The sequence below is a fragment of the Actinoplanes sp. NPDC049265 genome, from assembly GCF_043197135.1.
In the GTDB taxonomy this organism is placed as follows: Bacteria; Actinomycetota; Actinomycetes; order Mycobacteriales; family Micromonosporaceae; genus Actinoplanes.
Genome location: NZ_JBICSP010000020.1, coordinates 88,943 through 112,277, shown reverse-complemented (window position 1 = coordinate 112,277; position 23,335 = coordinate 88,943). Strand labels below are relative to the sequence as shown.

Annotated in this window: 19 protein-coding genes; 14 read left to right on the top strand and 5 right to left on the bottom strand. The window is 71.7% G+C overall.

Features of this window, described 5'->3' with window-relative positions:
• The first annotated feature begins 10 nt into the window (after positions 1–10).
• The 4 genes from rsfS (at position 11) to ACGFIO_RS35540 (ending at position 2,528) form a co-directional block, all read left to right on the top strand.
• Positions 11–409 carry a ribosome silencing factor gene (gene rsfS / locus ACGFIO_RS35555; protein ID WP_392833554.1) on the top strand — a complete coding sequence of 133 codons (399 nt, stop codon included), beginning with the start codon at positions 11–13 and terminating at the stop codon, positions 407–409.
• Entirely contained in the window at positions 406–1,038 is a 633-nt protein-coding gene (locus tag ACGFIO_RS35550; protein ID WP_392833452.1) for a histidine phosphatase family protein, read from the top strand. The genes rsfS and ACGFIO_RS35550 overlap by 4 nt, the downstream gene beginning before the upstream one ends.
• 157 nt (positions 1,039–1,195) lie before the next feature.
• On the top strand, positions 1,196–1,630 hold the full coding sequence (locus ACGFIO_RS35545) for a hypothetical protein (RefSeq protein ID WP_392833450.1): 435 nt from the start codon (positions 1,196–1,198) through the stop codon (positions 1,628–1,630).
• Positions 1,631–1,682: 52 nt separating this feature from the next.
• The gene (locus tag ACGFIO_RS35540; protein WP_392833449.1) at positions 1,683–2,528 is read left to right on the top strand and encodes a DegV family protein; all 846 of its coding nucleotides are present in this window, start codon (positions 1,683–1,685) and stop codon (positions 2,526–2,528) included.
• Positions 2,529–2,827: 299 nt separating this feature from the next.
• Here ACGFIO_RS35540 and ACGFIO_RS35535 read toward each other — a convergent pair whose 3' ends face one another.
• A complete protein-coding gene (locus ACGFIO_RS35535; protein WP_392833446.1) occupies positions 2,828–4,066 on the bottom strand; it encodes a hypothetical protein in 1,239 nt (412 codons plus the stop codon).
• A 103-nt stretch (positions 4,067–4,169) separates the two neighbouring features.
• A complete protein-coding gene (locus tag ACGFIO_RS35530) occupies positions 4,170–4,925 on the bottom strand; it encodes a putative protein N(5)-glutamine methyltransferase (protein ID WP_392833443.1) in 756 nt (251 codons plus the stop codon).
• A gap of 106 nt (positions 4,926–5,031) precedes the next feature.
• Between ACGFIO_RS35530 and ACGFIO_RS35525 the strand changes: the two genes are divergently transcribed.
• The 5 genes from ACGFIO_RS35525 to ACGFIO_RS35505 all read left to right on the top strand — a co-directional run bounded on the left by ACGFIO_RS35525 (position 5,032) and on the right by ACGFIO_RS35505 (position 13,506).
• A complete protein-coding gene (locus ACGFIO_RS35525) occupies positions 5,032–6,102 on the top strand; it encodes a ComEA family DNA-binding protein (RefSeq protein WP_392833440.1) in 1,071 nt (356 codons plus the stop codon).
• Positions 6,102–8,360, top strand: coding sequence for a ComEC/Rec2 family competence protein (locus ACGFIO_RS35520; RefSeq protein ID WP_392833552.1), 2,259 nt, complete (start codon positions 6,102–6,104; stop codon positions 8,358–8,360). Before ACGFIO_RS35525 ends, ACGFIO_RS35520 begins: the two co-directional genes overlap by 1 nt.
• Before the next feature lie 38 nt (positions 8,361–8,398).
• The gene (locus ACGFIO_RS35515; protein WP_392833437.1) at positions 8,399–10,789 is read left to right on the top strand and encodes a GH92 family glycosyl hydrolase; all 2,391 of its coding nucleotides are present in this window, start codon (positions 8,399–8,401) and stop codon (positions 10,787–10,789) included.
• Positions 10,790–11,224: 435 nt separating this feature from the next.
• Complete coding sequence (gene holA, locus ACGFIO_RS35510; RefSeq protein WP_392833549.1) at positions 11,225–12,205, top strand: DNA polymerase III subunit delta; 981 nt, start codon at positions 11,225–11,227, stop codon at positions 12,203–12,205.
• Positions 12,206–12,309: 104 nt separating this feature from the next.
• A complete protein-coding gene (locus tag ACGFIO_RS35505; RefSeq protein ID WP_392833435.1) occupies positions 12,310–13,506 on the top strand; it encodes a hypothetical protein in 1,197 nt (398 codons plus the stop codon).
• Between the two features lie 967 nt (positions 13,507–14,473).
• Here the strand turns inward: ACGFIO_RS35505 and rpsT are convergent.
• Positions 14,474–14,740, bottom strand: coding sequence for a 30S ribosomal protein S20 (gene rpsT / locus ACGFIO_RS35500; RefSeq protein ID WP_392833432.1), 267 nt, complete (start codon positions 14,738–14,740; stop codon positions 14,474–14,476).
• A gap of 102 nt (positions 14,741–14,842) precedes the next feature.
• Entirely contained in the window at positions 14,843–15,835 is a 993-nt protein-coding gene (locus ACGFIO_RS35495; protein WP_392833429.1) for a phosphotransferase family protein, read from the bottom strand.
• A gap of 182 nt (positions 15,836–16,017) precedes the next feature.
• Here ACGFIO_RS35495 and ACGFIO_RS35490 point away from each other — a divergent pair, with 182 nt between their 5' ends.
• The 5 genes from ACGFIO_RS35490 (at position 16,018) to ACGFIO_RS35470 (ending at position 21,551) form a co-directional block, all read left to right on the top strand.
• Positions 16,018–16,551 (top strand): DUF4240 domain-containing protein, encoded by a 534-nt coding sequence (locus ACGFIO_RS35490; RefSeq protein WP_392833426.1) that lies wholly within the window; start codon positions 16,018–16,020, stop codon positions 16,549–16,551.
• A gap of 238 nt (positions 16,552–16,789) precedes the next feature.
• Positions 16,790–18,661, top strand: coding sequence for a translation elongation factor 4 (lepA, locus tag ACGFIO_RS35485; protein WP_392833423.1), 1,872 nt, complete (start codon positions 16,790–16,792; stop codon positions 18,659–18,661).
• A 125-nt stretch (positions 18,662–18,786) separates the two neighbouring features.
• Entirely contained in the window at positions 18,787–19,071 is a 285-nt protein-coding gene (locus ACGFIO_RS35480) for a GlsB/YeaQ/YmgE family stress response membrane protein (protein ID WP_392833420.1), read from the top strand.
• 199 nt (positions 19,072–19,270) lie between these two features.
• Positions 19,271–19,837 (top strand): helix-turn-helix domain-containing protein, encoded by a 567-nt coding sequence (locus ACGFIO_RS35475; protein ID WP_392833418.1) that lies wholly within the window; start codon positions 19,271–19,273, stop codon positions 19,835–19,837.
• Between the two features lie 61 nt (positions 19,838–19,898).
• A complete protein-coding gene (locus tag ACGFIO_RS35470) occupies positions 19,899–21,551 on the top strand; it encodes an MFS transporter (protein WP_392833416.1) in 1,653 nt (550 codons plus the stop codon).
• A gap of 133 nt (positions 21,552–21,684) precedes the next feature.
• On the opposite strand, the gene ACGFIO_RS35465 is transcribed toward ACGFIO_RS35470, so the two are convergent.
• Complete coding sequence (locus ACGFIO_RS35465; RefSeq protein ID WP_392833414.1) at positions 21,685–23,322, bottom strand: PAS domain-containing protein; 1,638 nt, start codon at positions 23,320–23,322, stop codon at positions 21,685–21,687.
• Between the last annotated feature and the right edge of the window lie 13 nt (positions 23,323–23,335).

Here is a 23,335-nt window from a genome sequence, read left to right as displayed (position 1 = left end):
GGGGATGCTCTTGCCCGTCACCGAACGCGCTCTGGAACTCGCCATGGCGGCCGCCCAGGCTGCCGCGGACAAAAAGGCGCAGGACATCGTCATCATCGACGTGGGCGACCAGCTCGCCATCACCGACGCCTTCGTGATCGCCTCCGCCTCCAACGAACGACAGGTGGTCGCCGTCGTCGACGCTGTCGAGGAGGCTCTGCTCAACCTCCCGGAAAAGGCGAAACCGGTCCGCCGCGAGGGCGAGCGGCAGGGTCGCTGGGTCCTCCTCGACTTCATCGACATCGTCGTTCACATCCAGCACACCGAGGAACGCGAGTTCTACGCCCTCGACAAGCTGTGGAAAGACTGCCCGTCGATGCCGTTCGTCGACCGCGACCTGGCCGACGCCGACGCCACCGGCGCGGCGTGACCAGGCTCATCGTCTGGCGCCACGGCAACACCGACTGGAACGCGACCCATCGCGTCCAGGGCCAGACCGATGTGCCCCTCAACGAGCTGGGCCATCAGCAGGCGGTCGACGCCGCCGCGCTGCTGGTCCGCTTCAAACCGGACGCCATCGTCGCCAGCGACCTGCGCCGGGCCGCCGACACGGCCGCCGCGCTGGCCGCGGTGACCGGGCTGGCGGTCAAGCACGATCAGCGCCTGCGGGAGCGGTCTTTCGGCCTGTGGGAGGGGCTGACCATGACCGAGGTCGCCGAGCGGCGGCCCGAGGAGTACGCCCGCTGGACCCGCGGTGAGGACGTCATCGGCGGCGACGTCGAGACCCTCGACGACCTGGGCAAGCGGGTCAGCGAGGCGCTGCTCGGCGCGGCCGCCCTGGCCCCGCCCGGTGGGACTGTCGTCGCGGCGACGCACGGCGCCGGGGCCCGCTCGGGCATCGGGCACCTGCTGGGCTGGCCGCGCGAGCAGCTCCGCACCTGGCGGGCGTTGCAGAACTGCCACTGGGTCGAGCTGACGCATGACGCCTCGCGGGGCTGGCAGCTGGCCGCGTACAACGTGGGTGTCTTCTCCGACCGCCCCGTCCCGCCCCCCGTCTGATCCACCCCATCCCTTCCATCCTCCCCGGGCCTCGTCGTTCCCGGGCCTCGTCGTTCCCGGGCCTCGTCGTTCCCGGGCCTCGTCGTTCCCGGGCCTCTTCCTTCCGTGCCTCGTGCTTCGTGCGGAACCGGTGCGGGTGGCCTAGCGTCTTACCTCGATGAAGATCACCGGTCCTCTCGTCCTGATCGCCGTCCTCGCGGCGCTGGCCACCGCCGGATGCGCCCGCGGCGCCTCCACCTCCCCATCCGCGACCTCGCCCTCCTCCACCTCGCCTTCCGCGGCCTCGCCCGCCTCGCCTTCCTCGCCCGGTTTGCCGGAATCCTCCGACCTGCCGCAGCCGAGCAAGGGCGGCGAGCCCGGCCAGACCGGCGCCCAGACCATCACCGGCAAGATCAGCAAGGGCGTCGAGCCCGGGTGCCTACTGCTCACCGCCGGCAGCCAGAGCCACCTGCTGGTCTTCGACGACGCCGCGCTGAAGGCCGAGGCCAAGGAGGGCGCGACAGTCGTGGTGACCGGCCGCAGCGACCCCGGCCTGATGACAACCTGCCAGCAGGGCACGCCGTTCCTGGTGACCGCCGTCCGCCCCGGCTGACCTTTACCGCTCTGACGCTGTCGGGTCGCCCGTTATCGGCTACCGTGCCCGCATGACCGTCGCGGTCGTCACCGACTCCACCGCGTACCTGCCCGCCGAGCTGAGCGGCACGTATGACCTGACCGTCGTGCCCTTGACCGTGGTGATCAACGGTGACTCGGGCCTGGAGGGCAGCGAGATCACGCCGACCGAGGTGGCCCGTGCCCTGAACGCCCGCCGCGCCGAGGTGAGCACCTCCCGGCCGGCACCGGAGCAGTTCGCCGAGGCGTACCGCAAGCTTCTCGCAGCCGGCGCCGACGGCGTGGTCTCGATCCATCTGTCGGCGCAGCTGTCCGGCACCTACGACGCGGCGTGCCTGGCCGCGGCCGAGGTGGGCGAGCAGGTCCGGGTGGTCGACAGCCAGACGACCGGCATGGGCCTGGGTTTCGTCGCGCTGGGTGCGGCCACGATCGCCCGCGAGGGTGGGACCCTTGACGAGGTACGCGCCGGAGCAATCGATCACACGGCCCGCACGAGCACCCTCTTTTACGTGGACACGCTGGAGTTCCTCCGCCGGGGCGGCCGCATCGGAGCCGCCGAGGCCCTGGTCGGCACCGCCCTCTCGGTGAAGCCGATCCTGCACGTGGTCGACGGCGCCATCGTGCTGCGCGACAAGGTCCGCACGGCCGGCCGGGCCCTGGCCAAGCTGGTCGACCTGGCCGTGGACGCCTCCGGCACCGGCGAGGTCGACATCGCCGTCCACCACCTGGGCTTGCCCGACCGGGCGGCGGCCCTGGCCGACGCGGTGTCCATGCGCATGGGGGACCGCCTCCGCGACTGCTACATCACCGAAATCGGCGCCGTCGTAGCCGCCCACGTAGGCCCCGGCGTAGCCGGCGTAGTCGTCCACCGCCGCTGACCCCCGTCGCGTGGGTCGCGGCTGTCCTTCTCTGGCCTGGGCCCCGGTGTCCTTCTTCGGCCTGGGTCGCTCTGTCCTTCCTCGGCCTGGGTCGCGGCTTCACTTTCTCTGGCTGGGGTCGCAGCTGCCCCTCTCAGGCCATTGCCGCAGTTGCTCTCCTCCGGCCATTGCCGCAGTTGCTCTTGTCTGGCCATTGCCGCAGTTGCTCTTGTCTGGCCATTGCCGCAGTTGCTCTTGTCTGGCCATTGCCGCAGTTGCTCTTGTCTGGCCGGGGTCGCGTTGCTCTTGTCTGGCCGGGGTCAGAGCTGCCAGCGGGGTGGGTCGAGGTCGGGTACCTGGGTGAGTTTGGGCAGAATGTCCGACCAAGGCCGGATGGTGCCGCCAACGTCGATCTCGTCGGCGGGCGGCAGCAGAGCTCCCGGTGTAGCGACCGCGCGGGTGCGCAAACCGTCCACAAGCGCCAGCTCAGCCGCCCCCGGCAACGTCTCGGCCTGCCGCGCGTACTCCTGAACCCGCTGGATGATCTCGGCCCGGCGGACACAGTCGTAAAGCGGCTGCCCCGGCGCCGCCGGATAGGGAACCGTCCGCCCGTCCGCACCACTCACATAGGCCATCGGCGTGATCGCCCGCGGCGACGTCAAATACATCACCTCGGCCCTCGCGAACAATTCCGGCAGATGCGAACTCCCGTCCGCCGCCACGATCAACGTCGCGTGATCCGGCGCAAAGGCCACCGGCTCCCCGCCCACCTGCCCCGACAGCTTCGCCAGCCAGCCGTCCAACAGCAGATGCGACGTCCAATAGGCGTTGTCGTCGCCCACGAACTGCACAATCACCGGCTCGCCGGCGACCCCTTGCAGAATCGCCCCCGACAGGTTCCCCCGCGCCGCCGCGAACACCTCATCCGCCGTCACGCCCCACCCGGCGAGCTGGTCGGCCCCCACGTACGTCATGGTCTCGGGCTGGTCGACCACCACGAACTCCGACAGAAACGGCAGCCGCGGCCGCCGCAGCGGCGCATCCGGCCCACTCCCCGGAATACCGCCGCGCAAATGAGCCGGCCGAAGCAGAGGCCGCAACATCGGCCGCACCTCGGCCCAGTTCCGCGGCAACTCCGGCCCGCTGAGAAAGCCCGCCACGAAGCTCTCGACCCGCGCCCGTCGACTGCCGGCCTGCTGCCTGTTGCCGGCCTGCTGCCTGTTGCCGGCCTGTTGCCGGGTGGTGGCCTGGTCCCGGGCGGCTGCCTGTTGTCGGGTGGTGGCCTGGTGCCGGGTGGTGGCCTGGTCCCGGGTGGTGGCCTGGTCCCGGGCGGCTGCCTGTTGTCGGGTGGTGGCCTGGTGCCGGGTGGTGGCCTGGTCCCGGGCGGTGGCCTGTTGTCGGGCGGTGGCCTGTTGTCGGATTGACGGGGCGCGGCGGGCGCGGGCGGCTCGAGGCAGCGACGCCAGCAGCGGCTCGAGGGGCAGGATGGTCGCCTCGTCGGCGCCCGGTCGCGTAAAGCGCACCGCGAACGCGGCCGCCTGGTAGCGCGCGTCGGTCACCCCGGCCCTCCGCAGCCGCCGGATGACCTGGCTGGCCAGCCGAGCACGGGCGATCCGCCGCAAAAGCCCCACGTCGCGGCCCCTCTCTGACAGGCCGCAGACCCTACCGCACCGCCAGGATCACCGTCGCCTCAAGATCTTCGTCGGTCACCACCTCGGGCCGCAGGCCGGACGCCCTCGCCGCGGCCGTCGCCGGCTCGATCTGGGCCTCGGTGATCTCGGACAGCAGCACCCCGCCGGGCCTGAGCCACGCCGGCGCCTCGGCGGCCACCGCCCGGAAGACGTCAAGGCCGTCGCCGCCGCCGTCCAGAGCGCTGTGTGGCTCGTGGTCACGCGCCTCGGCCGGCAGCAGAGGGATATGCGTGGTCGCGACATAGGGCACGTTGGCCAGCAGGACGTCGACCGTCAGCGGGCGGGGGAGGGCCGCGTACAGATCGCCCTGGTAAGCCTGGCCGACGCCGGTCAAGTTGTCGCGGGCGCAGGCGACGGCCACCGGGTCGACGTCGGCGGCGTACAGCATGATTCCCGGACGTTGCCGGGCGACGGCCAGGCCGAGCGCGCCCGAGCCGCAGCACAGGTCGACGACCACGGCGTGCTCGGCGGTGCGACGGATCGCCTCGCGGACCAGGAGCTCGCTGCGGACGCGCGGGACGAAGACGCCGGGGCGCATCTTTACCCGTACCCCCGCGAAGTCAGCGAAACCCACCACCTGCTCGAGCGGCTCGCCCCGCGCCCGCCGCGCGACCGTCTGTCTCAGGGCGGCGTCGTCGTCGGCGGCCTTGATCAGCATCGTTGCCTCCTCCTCCGCGAAAACACAACCTGCCGTCCGCAGTGCGGTGATCACCTCGTCCTCGGTCATGCCCACAGGTTTAGCACTTCGGCAAGGGCGGTCCGGAGTTATCCACAATCGACGTTTATCCACAGGCCTGGCCCGCCGGCCTCGACGACCGGCCTAGCTTCGCCGCGTGCCCAAACGTGACGAGAACGACGAGGTGGCCGCGGCCCGGTTCCGGTCGGTCCTGGCCACTGACACACCTGTGCGTGACCTGTTCGCGGACCGCAGCCCGGTCCGCTGGTCCGAGCTGATCCCAAGCTGGCCGGACGACGTCGACCTGCCCGACCCGCCGCCGCCCGAGAGCGTCCGGCCCCAGCCCCAGCCACGATCGCAGCCGGACCGGTCGCCCGCCGAGCTGGCCGCGGTCGCTGCGAGCAGGCAGCCCTGGCAGGCGGAGTCGATCCCTGGCACCGCGGCGTTACCTCTACGCGCCGGTGCCGCGGACTTCGGAACGTGGACGGCGCCGGATGTGTCCGTGGCCGATCTGGGTGTGCGACCCGTGCCGCAGGCGGAGGATGAGGACGAGCGAGAACCGCGGCTCAGCCCGGCCGGGGCGTTCGGTGGGCGGCTGGCGGCGTTCGACATCGGGCGACCCGGGGTGAAGGCGCTGGCCGTGGTGGCCGCCCTGGTGGTGATCATCGCCGCGTTCCTGGCCTGGCGGGCCCGGCCGCACACCGAGACCGTGGTGCCCGACGAGCCGCGGCCACCGGCCTCGGTGTTGCAGGACGAAAAGGATCCGCTGGTCGTCCCGTCGCCGAGCGGTGCGGCACCCGCACCCGTCGTCGTGGCGGTGGCGGGCAAGGTGGTCAAGCCGGGGCTGGTCACTCTGCCGGCCGGCGCTCGGGTCGCGGATGCGCTGGCGGCGGCCGGTGGCGCGAAGCGCGGTGTCGACCCGGGACCGCTCAACCTCGCCCGCAAGGTCGTTGACGGGGAGCTGATCATGGTCGGTGGACCGCAGCCGTCGGGCGGGGCGGTCGCACCCGCGGCCGGTGGCGGCAGTGCGCCCGGCGTACCGATCAATCTCAACACCGCGACCCTTGCCGACCTGGACAATCTGCCCGGTGTCGGGCCGGTGCTGGCTCAGCGGATTCTCGAGGCGCGCGACGCTCAGGGCGGCTTCAAGACGGTCGGCGACCTGCGCAAGGTGAACGGTATCGGCGCCTCGCGGTTCGAGCAGCTCAAGGACCTGGTGACGGTGTGATCCCCGACCTTCGGCTGGCCGGCTTCGCGGTGGCGACGTGGCTGACCGCGCTGGGTTGCCTGTACGCGTCGGCGCGTGTCGGATTTCTCGTGGCGGGGGCGGCGTTGGCGCTGGCGGCGATCGGTGGCGCGGTGATGCGCCGGCGGTCGAGAGGCGCGGCCTGGATCGTGATCGCGCTGCTGCTCGGTGCGGGCTGCGGTGCCGTCGCCACGGCGGCCCGGGTGCTGGCCAAGGAGTCGGTCCCGGTGCCGGAGGGGGAAACCGTACGGGCCGAGTTGATCGTGCGTGACGACCCGCGATCACTGGTGAGATCGGCCGGGCAGCCGCCCACCTACCTGGTCGGGGTGGACGTCGTGCGGCTGGGGGACGTCACCCTGCGGGCCCGTGGCGTCGTCCTGGGTAGCGACGACGGGTGGCGCGGCCTGTTGCCGGGACAGCGACTCACGACGGCCGGCCGGCTGCTGCCTCCGCGCGGCGGCGACCTGAGCGCGGCGGTGCTGTCCGTCCGCGAGCCGCCAGAGCTGCTTGGCCGGCCGTCGTGGGCCCAGCGGGCGGCCGGCGTCCTGCGCAGTGGCCTGCAACGGGCGTGCGAGCCGCTGCCCGACGACGCCGGTGGCCTGCTGCCGGGCCTGGTCGTCGGGGACACCAGCCGCCTCGATCCGGGGTTGGAGGCGGATTTCCGGACAACCGGGATGACTCACCTCAACGCGGTCAGCGGGGCGAACGTGGCCATCGTGCTGGGGGTCGTGCTCTTCGTGGCCCGGCGGTTGCGGGCCGGCCCGATCGTGGCGGCGCTGGTGTGCTCGGTGGCGCTGGTCGGCTTCGTGATCCTGGTTCGGCCGTCGCCCAGCGTCGTCCGGGCGGCGGCGATGGGCGCGATCGGCCTCGTCGGACTGGCGGCGGGACGGCCACGCGCGGCGCTCCCGGCGCTCGCGGCGGGGGTGGCGGTGCTGGTCATCGCCGACCCGGAACTCGCCGGGGATGCCGGATTCGCACTGTCGGTGCTGGCCACCGGGGGTCTGCTGCTGCTCGCCCCGAAATGGCGGGACGCCCTGCGCCGCCGCGGCTGGCCGCCCGGTGCCGCCGAGGCGCTGGCCGTTCCGGCGGCGGCCCAGGTCGCATGTGGACCGGTGGTGGCCGGGCTGTCCGGCTCGGTGAGCCTGGTCGCGATCCCGGCCAACCTGCTCGTCGTCCCGGCCATCGCGCCGGCCACGCTGCTCGGGATCGGCGCCGCCGTGCTGTCGCCGGTCTGGCCGCGCGGGGCGGAGTTCGTGGCCTGGCTCGGGCACTGGCCGGCGCGATGGCTGGTGTGGGTGGCCACCTACGGCGCGCGGGTGCCGGCCGGCGCGGTGCCGTGGCCGGGCGGTGTCCTGGGCGGGCTGCTGCTCGGCGTGATCACGGTGGCGTTGCTGGTGGCGGCGCGGCGGGCGATCGTCCGGCGGCTGGTCGCGGTGATCGCCCTGGGCGGAGTGCTCGGTGCCTTGCCGGTGCGGATCCTCGCCTCGGGCTGGCCGCCGGACGGCTGGCTGGTCGTCGCCTGCGATGTCGGCCAGGGCGATGCCGTGGTCCTGCCCGCCGGGGACGGCCGTGCCGTGGTGATCGACGCCGGGCCGGAGCCCACCGCTGTCGACGGGTGCCTGCGGCGGCTGGGCGTACACACCGTTGCTCTGTTCGTGGTCAGCCACTTCCACGTGGACCACATCGGCGGAGTGGCCGGAGTCTTCCGCGGCCGCCACGTGGAGGCGGTGATCGCCCCCGACTTCGCCGAGCCGGTCGGCGGGCGCCGGGCGGTGGCGGAGCTGCGGGCGATAAGAACCGTCCATCCGGGATGGACATATCGGGCAGGGCGGATGGTGCTCCAGGCCATCGGGCCGACCGAGATCCTGCACGGGACGTCCTCCGACGCCAACAACAACTCGCTCGTGCTGAAGGCGGTCGTCGATGGGCGAGCCGTGTTGCTGCCGGGGGACGCGGAAACCGAGGAACAGCACGAGCTGCTGAACCTCGACGTCCGGGCCGATGTGCTCAAGGTCGCCCACCACGGCAGCGCGTACCAGGAACCGGCCTTTCTCGACGCGGTCGGTCCGCGGGTGGCGCTGGTCAGTGTCGGCCGTGACAACGACTACGGTCATCCCAACGGGCCACTGCTGGAGAGGCTGCGCCGCGGTGGGGCCCGGGTCGTGCGTACCGATGAATCGGGCGATGTCGCCGCGGTCGCGACCGGCCATGATCTGTCCGTCGTCGCGAGGGGGAATTGATCATGTTCTGTTCACGCGTTGCTCTTAGCGTCCGGCGCATGAAGAAGCTCGTGGCCCTGCTCGCCGCCGTCATCCTGCTGCCGGTCACCCCGGCCCAGGCCGCGCCGGTTTCGCTGGTGGACGATCCGGTCTCGTACGTGGACCCGTTCGTCGGTACGACCCGGGGCGGGAACACGTGGCCCGGCGCCACCCGGCCGTTCGGCATGATCGCGTGGAGCCCGACCAGCACCACCGGCGACCAGACGAACACGGCGGCGGCCAACGGCTACGAGTACAACGCGACCCGGCTGCGTGGCTTCAGCCTGACCCACGTCAACGGGGCCGGCTGCCACCCGGGGGCCGCCGGTGACGTACCGATCCTGCCCTGGACCGGCGACGTCACCACCTCGCCGACCGCGGACACCACCGACGCGAAGTACGCGGCGAACTTCGCGCACGCCAACGAATCCGCGTCGCCCGGCCACTACACCGTCGGCATGGACAACGGGGTGCGCGCCGACCTGGCGGTCAGCACCCGGGCCGGCGTGGGGGAGTTCACCTTCCCGGCCGGCGCGGCGGCGAACCTGCTCTTCCGCACGTCGAACAGCCTGAACGGCAGCGAGAACGCGGAAACCGTGATCGACCCGGCGGCCCGGACGGTCACCGGCTCGGTCCTCACCGGAGGGTTCTGCGGGCGGCGCGGCAACGGCGGCGGCGCCACCAACCCGAACCGGCGGTCGTGGTACCGGCTCTACTTCAGCGCCACCTTCGACCGGGCCTTCTCCAGCACCGGCACCTGGAAGAACGCCGAGATCACCCCGGGCGGCACCAGCTCGACCGGCGGCGAGGGCTACCTGACCGGCGCCGACCGGGCCGGGCGCGGATCGGGCGGATGGGTCGGCTTCGACACCGCGGCGGGACAGACGGTGCGGATGCGGATCGGCATCTCGTACGTGAGCTTGGCCGGCGCCGTCGCCAACCGCGACGCCGAGATCCCCTCCGGGGCCGGCGTCACCCAGGTCGCGCAGGCCACCCGGGACGCGTGGTCGACCGAGCTGAAGCGCATCCGGATCGGCGGCGGCACCGAGGACCGGACCCACGCCTTCTACACCGCGCTCTACCACTCGCTGATGCAGCCGCAGACGATGGACGATGTGGACGGCCGATACTTCGGCGCCGACCTCCAGGTCCACAGCAAACCGGCCGGTCAGGGCTCGGTCTACGGCACGTTCTCGGGCTGGGACCAATACCGGGCGCAGATCCAGCTGCTCGCCGTCCTGCGACCGGACGTGGCCGGCGACATGGCCCAGTCGATGCTGGCGTTCGCCGAGCAGAACGGCGGCATCTGGGATCGCTGGCTGCACCTCGGCGCGCCCACGCACGTGATGACCGGCGACCCGGCCGCGCCCACGCTGGCCACCTACTACGCGATGGGCGTCCGCAACTTCGACACCGACGCGGCGCTGGCGTCGCTGTACCGGCAGGCCACCGTGCAGAACGCGCAGGCGCTGTCGGACGCCGGCTGCCCCGGCCAGTGCACCGGGCAGCGGCCGGCCCTCGACACGTACCTGAGGCTGCACTACGCGGCCAACGACATCTGCCACTGCTGGGGTGGTGCGGCCGAGACGCTGGAGAACTCGCTCGCCGACTTCTCGCTGGCCCAGTGGGCCAAACGGGCCAAGCGCAACGATCTCCACCGCGAGTTGCGGCCCCGCGGCGACTACTGGCGCAACACGTTCAACCCGGCGGCCGGCTACCAGGCCGCGCGCAAGGCGGACGGCAGCTGGCAGCCCGGATTCACCCCGTCGACGGACGTCGGGTTCGCGCAGGGGTCCAGCGCCACGTACACGTGGATGGTCCCGCAGGACGTGGCCGGGCTGGCCGAGGCGATGGGCGGCCGGGACGCGGCCACGACCAGGCTCGACGGGTTCTTCCACGACGAGAACGGCAACTGGGCGGTGCTCGGCGGGAACGCGTTGCGCTACGACCCGACCAACGAGCCCGGCATCCACGCGCCGTGGCTTTACAACGGGCTCGGCCGGCCGTGGAAGACGCAGGCCACGGTGCGTCAGATCGTCGACACGGCGTACGGCGTCGGGCCCGCCGGCCTGCCCGGCAACGACGACCTCGGGACCATGAGCGCGTGGTATGTCTTCGCCGCCGTCGGCCTGTTCCCGCAGGTCCCGGGGCGGGCGGAGATGCTGCTGGGCAGCCCGGTGTTCCGGCGGGCGGAGATCTACCGCAGTAGCGGCGTCCGGCTCACGATCAACGCCGACGGCACGGACACGTTTGTCCAGTCAGTGCGCTTCCGCGGCGCCGACCTCACCCGGTCGTGGCTGCCGGAGGGCTTTGTCCAGAAGGGCGGGGCGGTCACGTTCAAGCTCGGACCCAACCCCAACACCACATGGGGTACGCGCAGCGCGGACTTGCCCGTTGACTACTCGCGCTGAGCAGGGCGAGACCTCCGGCGTGACCGCTGCGGGTTGCCCCGTTGGGCCACGCCGGTGTCCCGGGGGAGCCGGTGCCGTCCCGTGGTGGGCTGTCCCCGCTGAGCCGGTGCGGCGTCCCGTTGGGGCGCTGGCGGCGTTGCGGCCGGGGCGCTGGCGGCCGTTGCGGCTGGGCTGATGTCGGTCGTTCCGGCTGGGCTTTTGCGGCTGTGTCCGGGTGACACGCCCGGATTAGCCCGTTGGAATAGGTGGGGGTCGGATGATCGGTTTCGATGTCACGCGGGCGGGTTCGTCGGGGGCGGGGAGACATTCAGCCTGATCGAGGGGATTTGCGGTTCGCGGGCCATGTTCGGGGGTCGATATGTCCGTGTTTGCGGGCGGTGATGAGCGTGATTACGCGGGGTGTGGGCGGTGGGACTGTCATACCCCCGTGCGACGATATTCGGCGTGACCGACGCACCCCCCGCCCCGTTGCTGCTCGTCCAAGGCGACGAGGAGTTGCTGGCCGCCCGCGCCGTTGAGGCTGCCGTCGCGGCGGCTCGCTCGGCTGACCCGGGTGCCGACGTCCGGGAGTACGAGGCCGGTCAGCTGGCCTCGGGCGAGGTTGCCGAGATGCTCAGCCCGTCTCTGTTCGGCGGGCGGCGGGTGCTGGTCGTCCGCAGTGGGCAGGACGCACGTAAGGATCTGGCGAGCGCGCTCCTCGCGTACGCCAAGAATCCTGATCCTGAAGTGAACCTGATTGTCACGCACCTCGGCGGTGCCAAGGGCAAGGCGTTCGCCGACGGGCTCAAGTCGGCCGGTGCCACGGTCGTGGCCGCCGCCAAGCTCAAGGGCGACCGTGAGCGCGTCGCGTTCGTGCGCGACGAGTTCCGGCGGCACGGCGGCAAATGTGACGAGGCGGCGGCGTCCGCGCTGATCCAGGCGGTCGGCACCGACCTGCGCGAGATCGCGGCGGCCTGCTCCCAGCTGCTGGCCGACACCGACGGCAAGATCACGCCGGGAGTGGTCGCGCGCTACTACCGGGGGCGGGCCGAGGCGAGCGGCTTCACGGTGGCCGACGCGGCGATGGTCGGCGACGTGGCCGGGGCGCTGGAAGCGTTGCGTTGGGCGCTGCACGTCGGTGTCGACCCGGTGCCGATCGCGGATGCCATCGCCGACGGCGTGCGGACCGTCGCCCGGGTGGCCTCGGCGGGGCGCGGTAACCCATACCAGATGGCCAGCTCGCTCGGCATGCCCGCGTGGAAGATCCAGCGCGCCCAGGAGCGGGCCCGCGGCTGGAGCCCCGAGGGCCTGGTTGACGCGATGCAGGCGGCGGCCGACTGCAACGCCGCCGTCAAGGGTGGCGCCGAGGACCGCGGATGGGCCCTCGAGCAGGCCGTCTTCGCCGTGGCCGCGGCACGCCGGGGGTCGGCCCGATGAGCCGCACGATCCGGTCGCGGCGGGCCGCCCCCTCACAAGATCTTCCGCTGTACGCACGGCTGCTCCGCCTGCGTCATCTGGCGCCGAGCGGGTTCCTGTGCTTCGTGTTCCTCGAGGGCACGGTGGCGCTGGGCATCCTGCTCGCCCTGGCCGAACTGGTCAGCTGGTGGGGAGTGCTGATCCTGCCGGTCACGGTGGCCGCCATGGTCAAGCTGAACGACGTGATCGCCGGAGTTCTCAGCCGGCCGGCTTCGGCCGCTGCGGGCGGTGGTGCTTCGAAACGGGGACGTTCGCTGGTGCGGCCGGCGGTGGCGACCTCGGGGTCCGCTTCGGGTCGGCCGGGTTCCGGTCCAGGCCGCTCGGACGCCTCTCTGGGGCCGGCGGATGCTGTTCTGGGGCGGACGGGTGATGCTGCGGGCGGTTCTGAGTTCGGTGCGGGCCGGGCTGAGTTGGCCTCCGGGCTGTCGCAGTCCGCCTCCGGGCTTTCCGAGTCTGCTGACTTCGACCTGGGGCGGCCCGAGTTCGGGATGGACGATCTTTCGCTCGGGCGGGCGCGGACGGTTGATCTGAGCAATCCCGATGGGGCGCGGGCGGTTGGTCAGCCTGTGTTTCACGCGGAACCGGGCGGGGGCGCCTCCGGTGGTCGCCGCCGCTATCGTGCGGGGGAAATGCCTGGTCAGCGGTTGGGTTCAAGCTCGGGTGGGCGCGGCGGAGGCTGGAGCCTGTGGAAGCCGCCCGGTGAGCGACACGACTCCGAGCAGTCGCCGGATGAGCACCGCGGCTTCCAGGATCTGCCAGCCGAGTCCCGGGATTTCGGGGACCTGCTGGGTGAGCGTCACGACGGCCAGGATCTGCCGGGTGCGTCTCCGGACTTTGAAGACCTGCCGAGTGAGCGTCACGGCCCTCCGGATCTGCCGGGTGGGTCTCGCGATTTTGGGGACCTGCCGGATGAGGGTCGCGGCTCGAAGGAGTTGCCGGGTCACGCCGTCGAGGAGTCGCCGGGTCACGCCGTCGAGGGCCTGCCGGGTCGCGCCTTTGAGGAGCTGCCGGGTGGGCGTCGCGCCTTCGATGATCTGGAGCCTTGCGGATTTGGGGACCTGCCCGGGGAACGGCGGGGGTCGGGGGAGATCCGCCGCGAGCGGGAGCGCGACGGTCTGGGCGACGTGCCCGGCGGCGGCTCGCCGATCGTGACCGCCCCGGAGCCGCTGTCGCCGAACGGCGGCGCCGCCCAGGTCTGGGCCGACGACCCCGAAACCATCCGCCAGCGTGCCCGGCAGTCCGCCGCCCGCCGCTACGAGTAACGCCCACACTTCGCCTGCGTCCACGCGCGCCGCGTCCGTCCTGCGCCGTCGTCAGCCTCGCGCGGCGTCCGTACGGCCTCGGCCGCGCCGTTGCGCTGCGAGGGGTCGTGAGCGTCGTGCCGTCCTCGCGACGTTGGCCTCGCGGAGTGTCCTCGCCCTGCTAGGACCCGCGTCGCGAGCACCCGGCGTCGGTGATCGCGCGCTGGGGCATGCATGCGGCTGGGGCATGCATGCGGCTGGGGCATGCATGCGGCTGGGGTATGCATGCGGCTGGGGTATGCACGCGGCTGGGGTATGCACGCGGCTGGGGTATGCACGCGGCTGGGGTATGCACGCGGCTGGGCATCCGCGAGGCTGGGCATCCGCGCGACTTCTGAAGAACTGCTTATCGGCTGCTCAAAGTTGGCTTTCGGCGCTCACGAAGGCGACCCGCAGCGGCCTAGCGTCGCGTTGCCCGCGCCTGTTGGAACGCGAGTTGTTTCCGAAGTCCTTACTCGCCCCTAGGGCCGGTCACTGTAATTCCGGCGGTGACCGGCCCGCGACTCGCACAACCCGGACGCGGGCGAGCGTGCGCCGCTGCCAAGTGTCCTGGGAAAGGCGAGCGTGCACCGCCGCGGGACCCCGGAGAGGGCGAGCGGGCACCGCCACGGGTGAGTCATGCGACCGGAGAGGGCGAGCGTGCACCGCCACGGGTGAGTCGTGCGACCGGAGAGGGCGAGCGTGCACCGCCACGGGTGAGTCGTGCGACCGGAGAGGGCGAGCGTGCACCGCCACGGGTGACTCATGAGACCCGGAACGCCGGCGAACGCGCACCGCCGGAGGGTGGCTCAGGTGACCTGGACAAGGCGAACCGGACCCGGACACGGCGAACGGGCACCGCCGCGAGACCTCTCGGGAGAGGCCCGGCGATGCCCGAAGGTGCCGATGCGCCGGCGTCGGCCGCCAGGAGAACGGCGGCCGGGCGGGATCAGGCCGACAGCGTCGAGACGCGCTTGGCGATGGCCGACTTGCGGTTCGCCGCCTGGTTCTTGTGGATGACGCCCTTGCTCACGGCCTTGTCGAGCTGGCGCGAAGCGTCACGCAGCAGGGTCTGAGCCGTCGTGGAGTCGCCCGCTTCGCTCGCCTCGTGGAGCTTGCGGATGACCGTCTTCAGCGACGACTTGACCGACTTGTTGCGCAGCCGAGCCTTCTCGTTCTGCCGGTTGCGCTTGATCTGGGACTTGATGTTCGCCACGCGACAGCCTTGTCCTGACTAGGTTCGGAGGAATCCGAGCGGATGATGTCTTCCGTCGTAGACACGCCAGCAGTCAGCGGCGCGTCACCACAACGCGAGAACCTACGTTACCAGCCCATCCTTCGCCCCACCAAAACGGGTGGACCAGCCCCGGCGCTCGGCCAGCCAGGTCAGGGCCTGGACGCCGCTGTACGCGTGGTGCTGCCGGGCCGTCGCGGCGGCCGTACCGGTGGAGCCCGCCGCCCTGGTCAGCCAGTAGCCGCTCATCGCGGCCAGCGTCCCGTCGACGCCGCCGGGCGGGGGCTTCCACGAGGCGATCAAGGTGTCCGCGTCGAGGCCGCTGGCCCAGGCGCTGACCAGCAGGGTCACCGTGTCGAACCAGGGGGCGCCCAGGCACGGCCAGGTCCAGTCGCACAGCCACGCGTCGCCGGTCGGGTCGATCATGACGTTGTCGACGCGCAGGTCGCCGTGTGTGACCCCGGTGCCCGCGACCAGGGGCGGGAGGCGTTGCTCGAGGCCGGCCAGCTCGTCGAGGTGTGACAGTGCCCACGGCGGGAGCGCGGGAATGGGCGCGCGGCCGGCGGCGACGGGGGTCCACCAGGAGAGTTCGTCGCGGACCAGGTCGGTCAGGCGGGGCAGGTCGCGCAGCGGGGCGGGTGGGTGGCTGAGCGCGTCGGCCGCAGTACGCCACGCCGTCAGCGTCGCCGCGAGCGAGGCCGGCGACCAGGGCAGCGCCGGGATGTGACCGTCGATCGCGTCCAGGCACAGCACGTAGTGGCCGGCCACCTCGAGGGTCCAGCGCGGTCGTGCGGCTCGCACCCCGCTCGGCAGCGCGGCAGTGATGTGCGCCTCACGGGCGTACGCGTGACTGGTGTTGCCGAAGGGTGCGGCCTTGACGAACACGCGCTCGCCCGGCCCCGACGTCAGCAGCCCGGCGAAAGCCGTCGTGAAACCGCTGGTCGCGCTGGTCGCCGAAGCGACCGGCGCGCCCAGCCGGTGGGTGATCGCGTCGCGCACGGCGGTGGGCAGATCTTCCCAATTCGGGCGTACGGCTGTCGCCGAGTACGGGATCTCGGGCAACGACACCGGGCGCATGCCGACCATCCTGCCGTCCCGCCACCCGGGCCTGTGGCGGCCAGGCCGGCGGACGCGCCGGGATCCGGGAAGGTGAAGAGCGGCCGGGCGCGAAGACGAGGGCAGCCGGGCGTGTGACGAGGCCGCCGTGGGGCCGCGCGGCTGGAGCGAACTTGTCGTACCCCGATGGCACGATTCTCGGCATGAGAACCGACGACTTCTGGGCGGTCATCGACCGGGCGACCGCCGATCGGCCGGGCTCGCCCGCGGTGGTGGCCGAGCGCGCCGTCGACGAGCTGAGCCGGCGTGAGCCCGACGAGATCGCGGCGTGGGGCCGCCACCTCGACAAGGTCATGGCCGCCTCCGGCACCGAGGATCTGTGGGCGGCGGCCTATCTGATCAATGGCGGCGCCTCCGAGGAGGGTTTCGACTCTTTTCGCGGCTGGCTGATCGCGCACGGGCGAGACGTGGTGGCGCGGTCCGTGCGCGAGCCGGATTCGCTGGCCGAGCTGCCGGCGGTGCGGTCGGCGGCGGCGAGCGGGGCGGTCTTCGAGGCCGAGGAGGTGCTGTCCATCGCCCGGTCGGCCTACCAGCGGGCGACCGGCGACGAGCTGCCCTCCTCCGATGTCGCGGCGGGCCGGCCCGACCCGGCCGACCTGTGGGATTTCGACAACGAGGACGAGATGGGCAAGCGACTCCCGCGGCTGTCCGCACTGTTCCTGGAGCCGCCGGAGTAGGCCCCGGCGCAGGCGATTCGGGCGGCCAGGGCGCGGGCCAACGTAAGCGATTCGGGCGGCGAGAGCACGGGCCGGGTGAGCGATTGGAGCGGCCGGAGCGGGGGCTGGCGTGAGCGATTCGCGCGGCCGGAGCGGGGGCTGGGGCGGGCGACTCCAGCCGCCGGAGTAAAAGCACGCGGCGCGGCGTGGGACGATGGGAGAGGCCAGACCCCAAGCGAGCTACGAGAACGGACGAACGTTGCCCGACCCCGTCGTGAACATCATCGGGGCGACCGACCCTGGTCGCATCCGCAACTTCTGCATCATCGCGCACATCGACCACGGCAAGTCCACGCTGGCCGACCGCATGCTGCAGATCACCGGGGTGGTCGACCCGCGGCAGATGCGCGCCCAATACCTCGACCGCATGGACATCGAGCGTGAGCGTGGCATCACGATCAAGTCCCAGGCCGTACGCATGCCGTGGGTCGTCCGTGCGGGCGGCAACAAGGGCGACACGGCCGTCCTCAACATGATCGACACCCCGGGGCACGTCGACTTCACCTACGAGGTGTCCCGCAGCCTGGCCGCCTGTGAGGGCGCGGTGCTGCTGGTCGACGCGGCTCAGGGCATCGAGGCGCAGACCCTCGCGAACCTGTACCTCGCGATGGAGAACGACCTGCGCATCATCCCGGTGCTCAACAAGATCGACCTGCCGGCGGCGCAGCCCGAGAAGTACGCCGAGGAGCTGGCCAAGCTGATCGGCTGCGAGCCCGACGACGTGCTGCGCGTCTCCGGCAAGACCGGCGTCGGCGTGGAGCACCTGCTCGACGAGATCGTCCGCCAGTTCGTGCCGCCGGTCGGTGACAAGGACGCGCCGGCCCGGGCGATGATCTTCGACTCGGTCTACGACGTGTACCGCGGCGTGGTCACCTACGTCCGGGTGATCGACGGCCGCATCGAGTCGCGCGACAAGATCAAGATGATGTCCACCGGTGCCGTGCATGAGCTGTTGGAGATCGGCGTCGTCTCGCCCGAGATGGAAAAGGCCGGGGCGCTCGGCGTCGGCGAGGTGGGCTACCTGATCACCGGCGTGAAGGACGTGCGCCAGTCCCGGGTCGGCGACACCGTGACCGGCAACGCGCGGCCGGCCAAGGAGGCGCTGGGCGGCTACAAGGACCCGCGCCCGATGGTCTACTCCGGTCTCTACCCGATCGACGGCTCCGACTACCCGGCCCTGCGTGACGCCCTCGACAAGCTGAAACTCAACGACGCCGCGCTCACCTACGAGCCCGAGACGTCCACGGCGCTCGGCTTCGGGTTCCGGTGCGGCTTCCTCGGCCTGCTCCACCTCGAGATCATCGGCGAGCGGCTGGAACGCGAGTTCAACCTCGACCTGATCTCCACCGCGCCCAACGTGGTCTACCAGGTGGTCACCGAGGACCTGGAGGAGACGACGGTCACCAACCCGAGCGAGTTCCCCGAGGGCAAGATCGCCGAGATCCACGAGCCGGTGGTGCGCGCCACCATCCTGGTGCCCAACGACTACGTCGGCGCGGTCATGGAGCTGTGCCAGAGCCGCCGCGGCCAGCTGCTGGGCATGGAATACCTCTCGACCGAGCGGGTCGAGCTGCGCTACACCCTGCCGCTGGCCGAGATCATTTTCGACTTCTTCGACCAGCTCAAGAGCAAGACCAAGGGGTACGCGTCGCTCGACTACGAGCCGTCCGGCGAGCAGGTCGCCGACCTGGTCAAGGTCGACATTCTGCTGCACGGCGAGCCGGTCGACGCGTTCAGCGCGATCGTGCACAAGGACAAGGCGTACGGGTACGGCACGACCATCGCCGCCAAGCTGCAGAAACTGATCCCGCGGCAGCAGTTCGAGGTGCCGATCCAGGCGGCCATCGGCAGCCGGATCATCGCCCGCGAGACGATCCGCGCCATCCGCAAGGACGTGCTGGCCAAGTGCTACGGCGGTGACATCAGCCGGAAGCGCAAGCTGCTCGAGAAGCAGAAGGAAGGCAAGAAGCGGATGAAGATGGTGGGCCGCGTCGAGGTCCCTCAGGAGGCGTTCATCGCGGCGCTGTCCACGTCGGACTCCGGTGACGCAAAAGGGGCGAACAAGAAATAAAATCCCTCCAAATCCCCTCGTACGAGACAACTTCTTGATCGAGCGGTTTGGGTTTTCGTACGGTCGGGAACTCCTCGGGTCGACGGACGCAACGCATAGCTCCACCCCCTGAGGAGGGACCCCCAATGACTGTCACCGGTATCGTCGTCGCCCTAATCGTCGGCCTCGTGATCGGCGCGCTGGGCCGCCTGGTCGTGCCCGGCAAGCAGCACATCCCGATCTGGCTGACCATGCTGATCGGTGTCGTCGCCGCGCTGCTGGGCACCGTGCTGGCCCGCGCGTTCGGCGTCAACACCGACTCGGGCGGCGTCATCAACTGGGCCGAGCTGGCCTTCCAGGTCGTCCTCGCGGCGATCGGTGTGGCCCTGGTCGCCGGCATCGGCGGTCGTCGCCGTCGCCTGACCCGCTGATCTCGGGCGTCCCCGGACGCCTTTGGAACCACACTGCCACAAACGAGAGCGCCGGACCCCTTCCCCCGGGTCCGGCGCTCTCGGCTTTCCCCAGCCGCGTCGGCTCGTGCTCACCGGGGACGGAGGCGCCGCGTGCGGTCGTGGTGGTTGTGGTGCGCGGGCGGCTGGGCGGGGCGGCTGGCGTCGTAGCATGGCCGGCATGTCGCAGGTGGATTTGTCCGAGCTGGTCCGGCAGCGGATTCGGGGGTTGCGGCAGGCGCGCGGCTGGAGTCTCGACGCGCTCGCGGCGCGGTGTCATCTCAGCCCGTCGACGCTGAGCCGGATCGAGACCGGCCACCGGCGGATCGACCTCGACCAGCTTGTCGCCCTCGCGCAGGCGCTGGGCAGCACCATCGACCAGCTCGTCGAGCCGGTCGACGACGCCGACGTGATCATCCGGCCGATGGAGCGCCAGGAGCCCGGCCTGACCACCTGGGTGCTGTCCCGGGACGCGGCCCAGCACGGCGGACGGTTCGTGGCCAAGATGCGGATCACGCCGGAACGACGCTCGGGGCCGGGTCATCTGACCGTGCATCCGGGGCGGGAGTGGTTCACCGTGCTCGACGGGACGGCCGTGCTCTACCTGGGTGAGCGCCAGATGACCGTCCGGCGGGGTGAGGCGGCCGAGTTCTCCACGATGATCCCGCACTCGATCGGCGCGCCGGCCGGGCCGGTGGAGATTCTGACCATGTTCGACCAGGACGGCGAGCGAGCGCACGCCGACTGACTTCTTGCGACTTTCGCAAGAGCGCGTGCCGATGTCGCAAGGGCGTCGATAGCTTTCGGGCATGAGCACACCTCCCCTCGACCCGCGCCGGCTACGCGCCATCCTGATCGCGGTCTGCGTCGCCCTGATGGCGGTCATCGCCTCGGTCTCCGGGCTGAACGTCGCCCAGCAGGAGATCGCCCTGGCCTTCGACGCCTCCCAGGGCACCGTCCTGTGGATCATCAACAGCTACACGATCACCCTGGCCGCGCTGCTCCTCCCGCTCGGCGCCGTCGGTGACCGCTGGGGCCGCAGGCCGGTCCTGCTGGCCGGTCTGATCGTCTTCGGCCTGGCCGGCGTGGCGGCCGGCCTGGCCACCTCGTCCCCGGTGATGATCGCCGCCCGTCTGCTGAGCGGGGTCGGCGCCGCGATGATCATGCCGGTCACCCTGGCCGTGATCACCTCGACCTTCCCGGGCGAGCAGCGGTCCCGGGCGATCGGCGTGTGGACCGGTGTCGCCGCGGGTGGCGGGCTCCTCGGCATGTACCTGTCGGCGCTGCTGGTCGACGTGGCCAGCTGGCGGTGGCTGTTCGTACTCCCGGTGGCCCTCGTGCTCGTGGCGACGGTCCTCACCCTGCGCTCGGTGCCCAACTCCCGCGAGGAGTCACCGCACCGCTTCGACCTGGGCGGGTCGCTGACCTCGGTGGTCGCCGCGGTCGGGCTGACCTTCGCCCTGCACGAGGGCCCGGACCGGGGCTGGACCTCGGCGCCGGCGCTGGGCGCGCTGATCGCCGGCCTTCTGGGCGCGGCCGGTTTCGTGGCGTGGGAACTACACCGGCGGGCGCCACTGCTGGATGTACGCCTCTTCGGTGAGCGCGGACTGGCCGGCGGGTCGGTATCGCTGCTGACCGTGTTCGGCGTACAGGCCGGAATCTTTGTCGTGCTCTTCCCGTACTTCCAGGCCGTGCTCGGTTGGTCGGGCCTGCGCTCCACGCTGGCCATGCTGCCGATGGCCCTGCTGATGATGGCCGCGTCCGGCGTCGCGCCGCGGCTGGCCGCCCGGGCCGGCGCCCGCGCGACGATGGCGGCCGGGATCGCGCTCGGCGGCGTGGGGCTGGCCCTGATGGCGGTGCTGGTGTCGGTCGACGGCGGCTATCTGTCGGTGCTGCCCGGCATGGTCGCGATGGGCTTCGGCATGGGCCTGTCGATGACGCCGTCGACTGAGGCGATCACCTCGGCGCTGCCCCGCGAACGGCAGGGCGTGGCGTCCGCCCTCAACGACGTGACAAGGGAGCTCGGCACCGCGCTGGGGGTAGCGCTGCTCGGTGCGATCGTGTCGGCCGGCTATCGGGACGCGATCGGCTCCCGGCTCGGGGCCGTGCCGCCGGAGGTCGCCGATTCCGCGCGGGAGGGGATCGCCACCGCCCTGGCCGCCGCCGACGGGTCGCCGGCGCTGGTCCGGGCGGCGCAGGAGGCCTTCGTCGAGGGCTGGCAGCACGCGATGTGGGCCGGGGTCGCGGTGATGGGCCTGCTGCTGGCGTTCGTGGTCGCCCGCGGGCCGGGGAAGCTGGTAGCGCCGGGCGATATTTCGGGCTCGGATGCCGCGCGGGGCTACCACTGGGAGGACGAACGCACCGGGAGGCGCGGCAGGGGCGTGGTGGAGGAAGCGGGCGGTAACAGGGGCGCGGGACATGAGGGCGAGGGCGGAGCGGCCGAGGTGCGCGTCGGCGGATAGGGCGAAGATCAAAGCCGGATGTCGTAGCGGAGTGGGTGGTGCCGACCGTCGCTCCCGCCGAGGTCGCTTCGCTCCACGTGCGTAAATGGTTGCGCTCGAACACCCCCCGGCGGGGGCCAGAGCGGCGCGAGGGTCAGTAGCGGAACTTGTGCTGGGCGCTGCGGCGGTTGACCCAGGCCGGCAGTTCGTCGACGTGGTCGATGTGCGGAAGGCGTTCGTCGGGTTCGTGGCCGGTCGGCACGTGGCGCATGGTCACCACGTAGCCCTGGACCAGGCGGTCGTCGCGCAGGTCGCGGTAGGTGGCCTCGACCAGGACCTGGCGTTCGTCGGGGCGCCGCAGCGAACAGAACAGCACGCCGTCGCCGTCGTCCTGCAGGGCCTGACGGACCTGGGTGCGGTCGTCGGGGTGGACCAGCTCGGTCAGGGTGGCCAGCGGCGGCAGCTCGTCCACGCCGATCAGGTCGCGGAGCGCGGGGCTCGCGTACCGGATCCGCTGGTCCTCGTCGATCACCAGCATCAGCTCGGCCGTGTTGCGGACCACCGCCCGCAGGTAGAGGTCGCTGTCGCGGCGGCCGACCGCCTCGACCAGGGTGATCCGGTCGAGGGCGAGCGCGGCCTGGCCGGCCAGCACCTCGAGCGCGTCCTGGGTCGCGGTCAGGTCCTCGCGGTGACCGGCCACGACCAGCGCGCCGCCGCTGGGCCGGGCCACCGCGAGCGGTTCCAGCCACAGCGGACAGACCAGCGTGGCGTCGTCGTTGTCGGAGTCTTGCACCCACCACGAGCGGCCGCGGGGATCGGTGCCGGCCGGTGGCACCGCCTCCATGGTGAGCTGGCGGTCGTCCATGGCGAAGACGACCTTGTGCAGCGCCGCGGCCGGCATCAGACCGTCGATGGCCGCGCGGACCGCCCGGTCCACCTCGTCCGGGCCGGCCGCCGCCACCAGCGCCGCGCTGGCCTCGCGCAGGGTGCGTTCGCGCAGCAGGGCCCGGCTGTTCTGGGCGACCGAGTCGGCCAGCCGGGTGATCGTCAGGGTCAGGGTGATCGCCCCGGCGATGGCGATCAGGAGGCCGTCGGTGACGTCGCCGCTCAGCGCCTCGATCATCAGCACCGCGGGTGGCGTGGCCACCGAGATGCCGAGCAGCGCGGCCCAGTGGCCGCGCCACGGTGACGGCCGGGTCGGCATCGGCACGGTCAGCCGGCTCATCGACGGGTGCAGCGCGGACGCGCCCCAGGCCAGGTACAGGACGCGGTAGCCGGACTCGGTCCACCAGTTCTCGGCCAGGCCCCAGGCGATGTCCGAGCCGAGCATGCCGACTGCCCCGACCAGCAGCAGGATCGCCGCGACGTTGCGGCCGGTGGCCATCAGCAGGCGCACCGACACGACGATGAGAAGCAAGTCACCGATGACATCGGCGGCCGAGATCTGTCCGATCTGGCCGGTGCCGCCGATCACGAACACCCAGACGACCAGCAGGGCGGCGCACGAGAAGGCCAGCAGGTCGATCAGCCGGGCCCGGTCGACCAGGATCGCGCCGCCGCGGGTGAACTGGAGCAGTCCACACGCGACCAGCGCGAACATGCCGTAGTAGCAGACCTCCGCGAGCTGGCCGTGGTCGAGGGCGAGGGCGGCGTCGCCGATGGCGAGCAGGAGGACGGACCCGGCCAGCAGGAACCACGGGCCGATCCGGGCGGGTCGGTGGCGGCAGACCCCGATGGCGATGGCGGCGGCACTGCCGGCTCCCAGGATGATCCATTCAAGGGCGCTCAGCACGAATAACTAGTAC

Bases quoted from the DNA above. Each gene is read 5' to 3' on its own strand.
- ACGFIO_RS35545 (WP_392833450.1), top strand. From the start codon at position 1,196: ATGAAGATCACCGGTCCTCTCGTCCTGATCGCCGTCCTCGCGGCGCTG.
- ACGFIO_RS35540 (WP_392833449.1), top strand. From the start codon at position 1,683: ATGACCGTCGCGGTCGTCACCGACTCCACCGCGTACCTGCCCGCCGAG.
- ACGFIO_RS35530 (WP_392833443.1), bottom strand. From the start codon at position 4,925: ATGACCGAGGACGAGGTGATCACCGCACTGCGGACGGCAGGTTGTGTT.
- ACGFIO_RS35515 (WP_392833437.1), top strand. From the start codon at position 8,399: ATGAAGAAGCTCGTGGCCCTGCTCGCCGCCGTCATCCTGCTGCCGGTC.
- ACGFIO_RS35495 (WP_392833429.1), bottom strand. From the start codon at position 15,835: ATGCGCCCGGTGTCGTTGCCCGAGATCCCGTACTCGGCGACAGCCGTA.
- ACGFIO_RS35490 (WP_392833426.1), top strand. From the start codon at position 16,018: ATGAGAACCGACGACTTCTGGGCGGTCATCGACCGGGCGACCGCCGAT.
- ACGFIO_RS35480 (WP_392833420.1), top strand. From the start codon at position 18,787: ATGACTGTCACCGGTATCGTCGTCGCCCTAATCGTCGGCCTCGTGATC.
- ACGFIO_RS35475 (WP_392833418.1), top strand. From the start codon at position 19,271: ATGTCGCAGGTGGATTTGTCCGAGCTGGTCCGGCAGCGGATTCGGGGG.
- ACGFIO_RS35470 (WP_392833416.1), top strand. From the start codon at position 19,899: ATGAGCACACCTCCCCTCGACCCGCGCCGGCTACGCGCCATCCTGATC.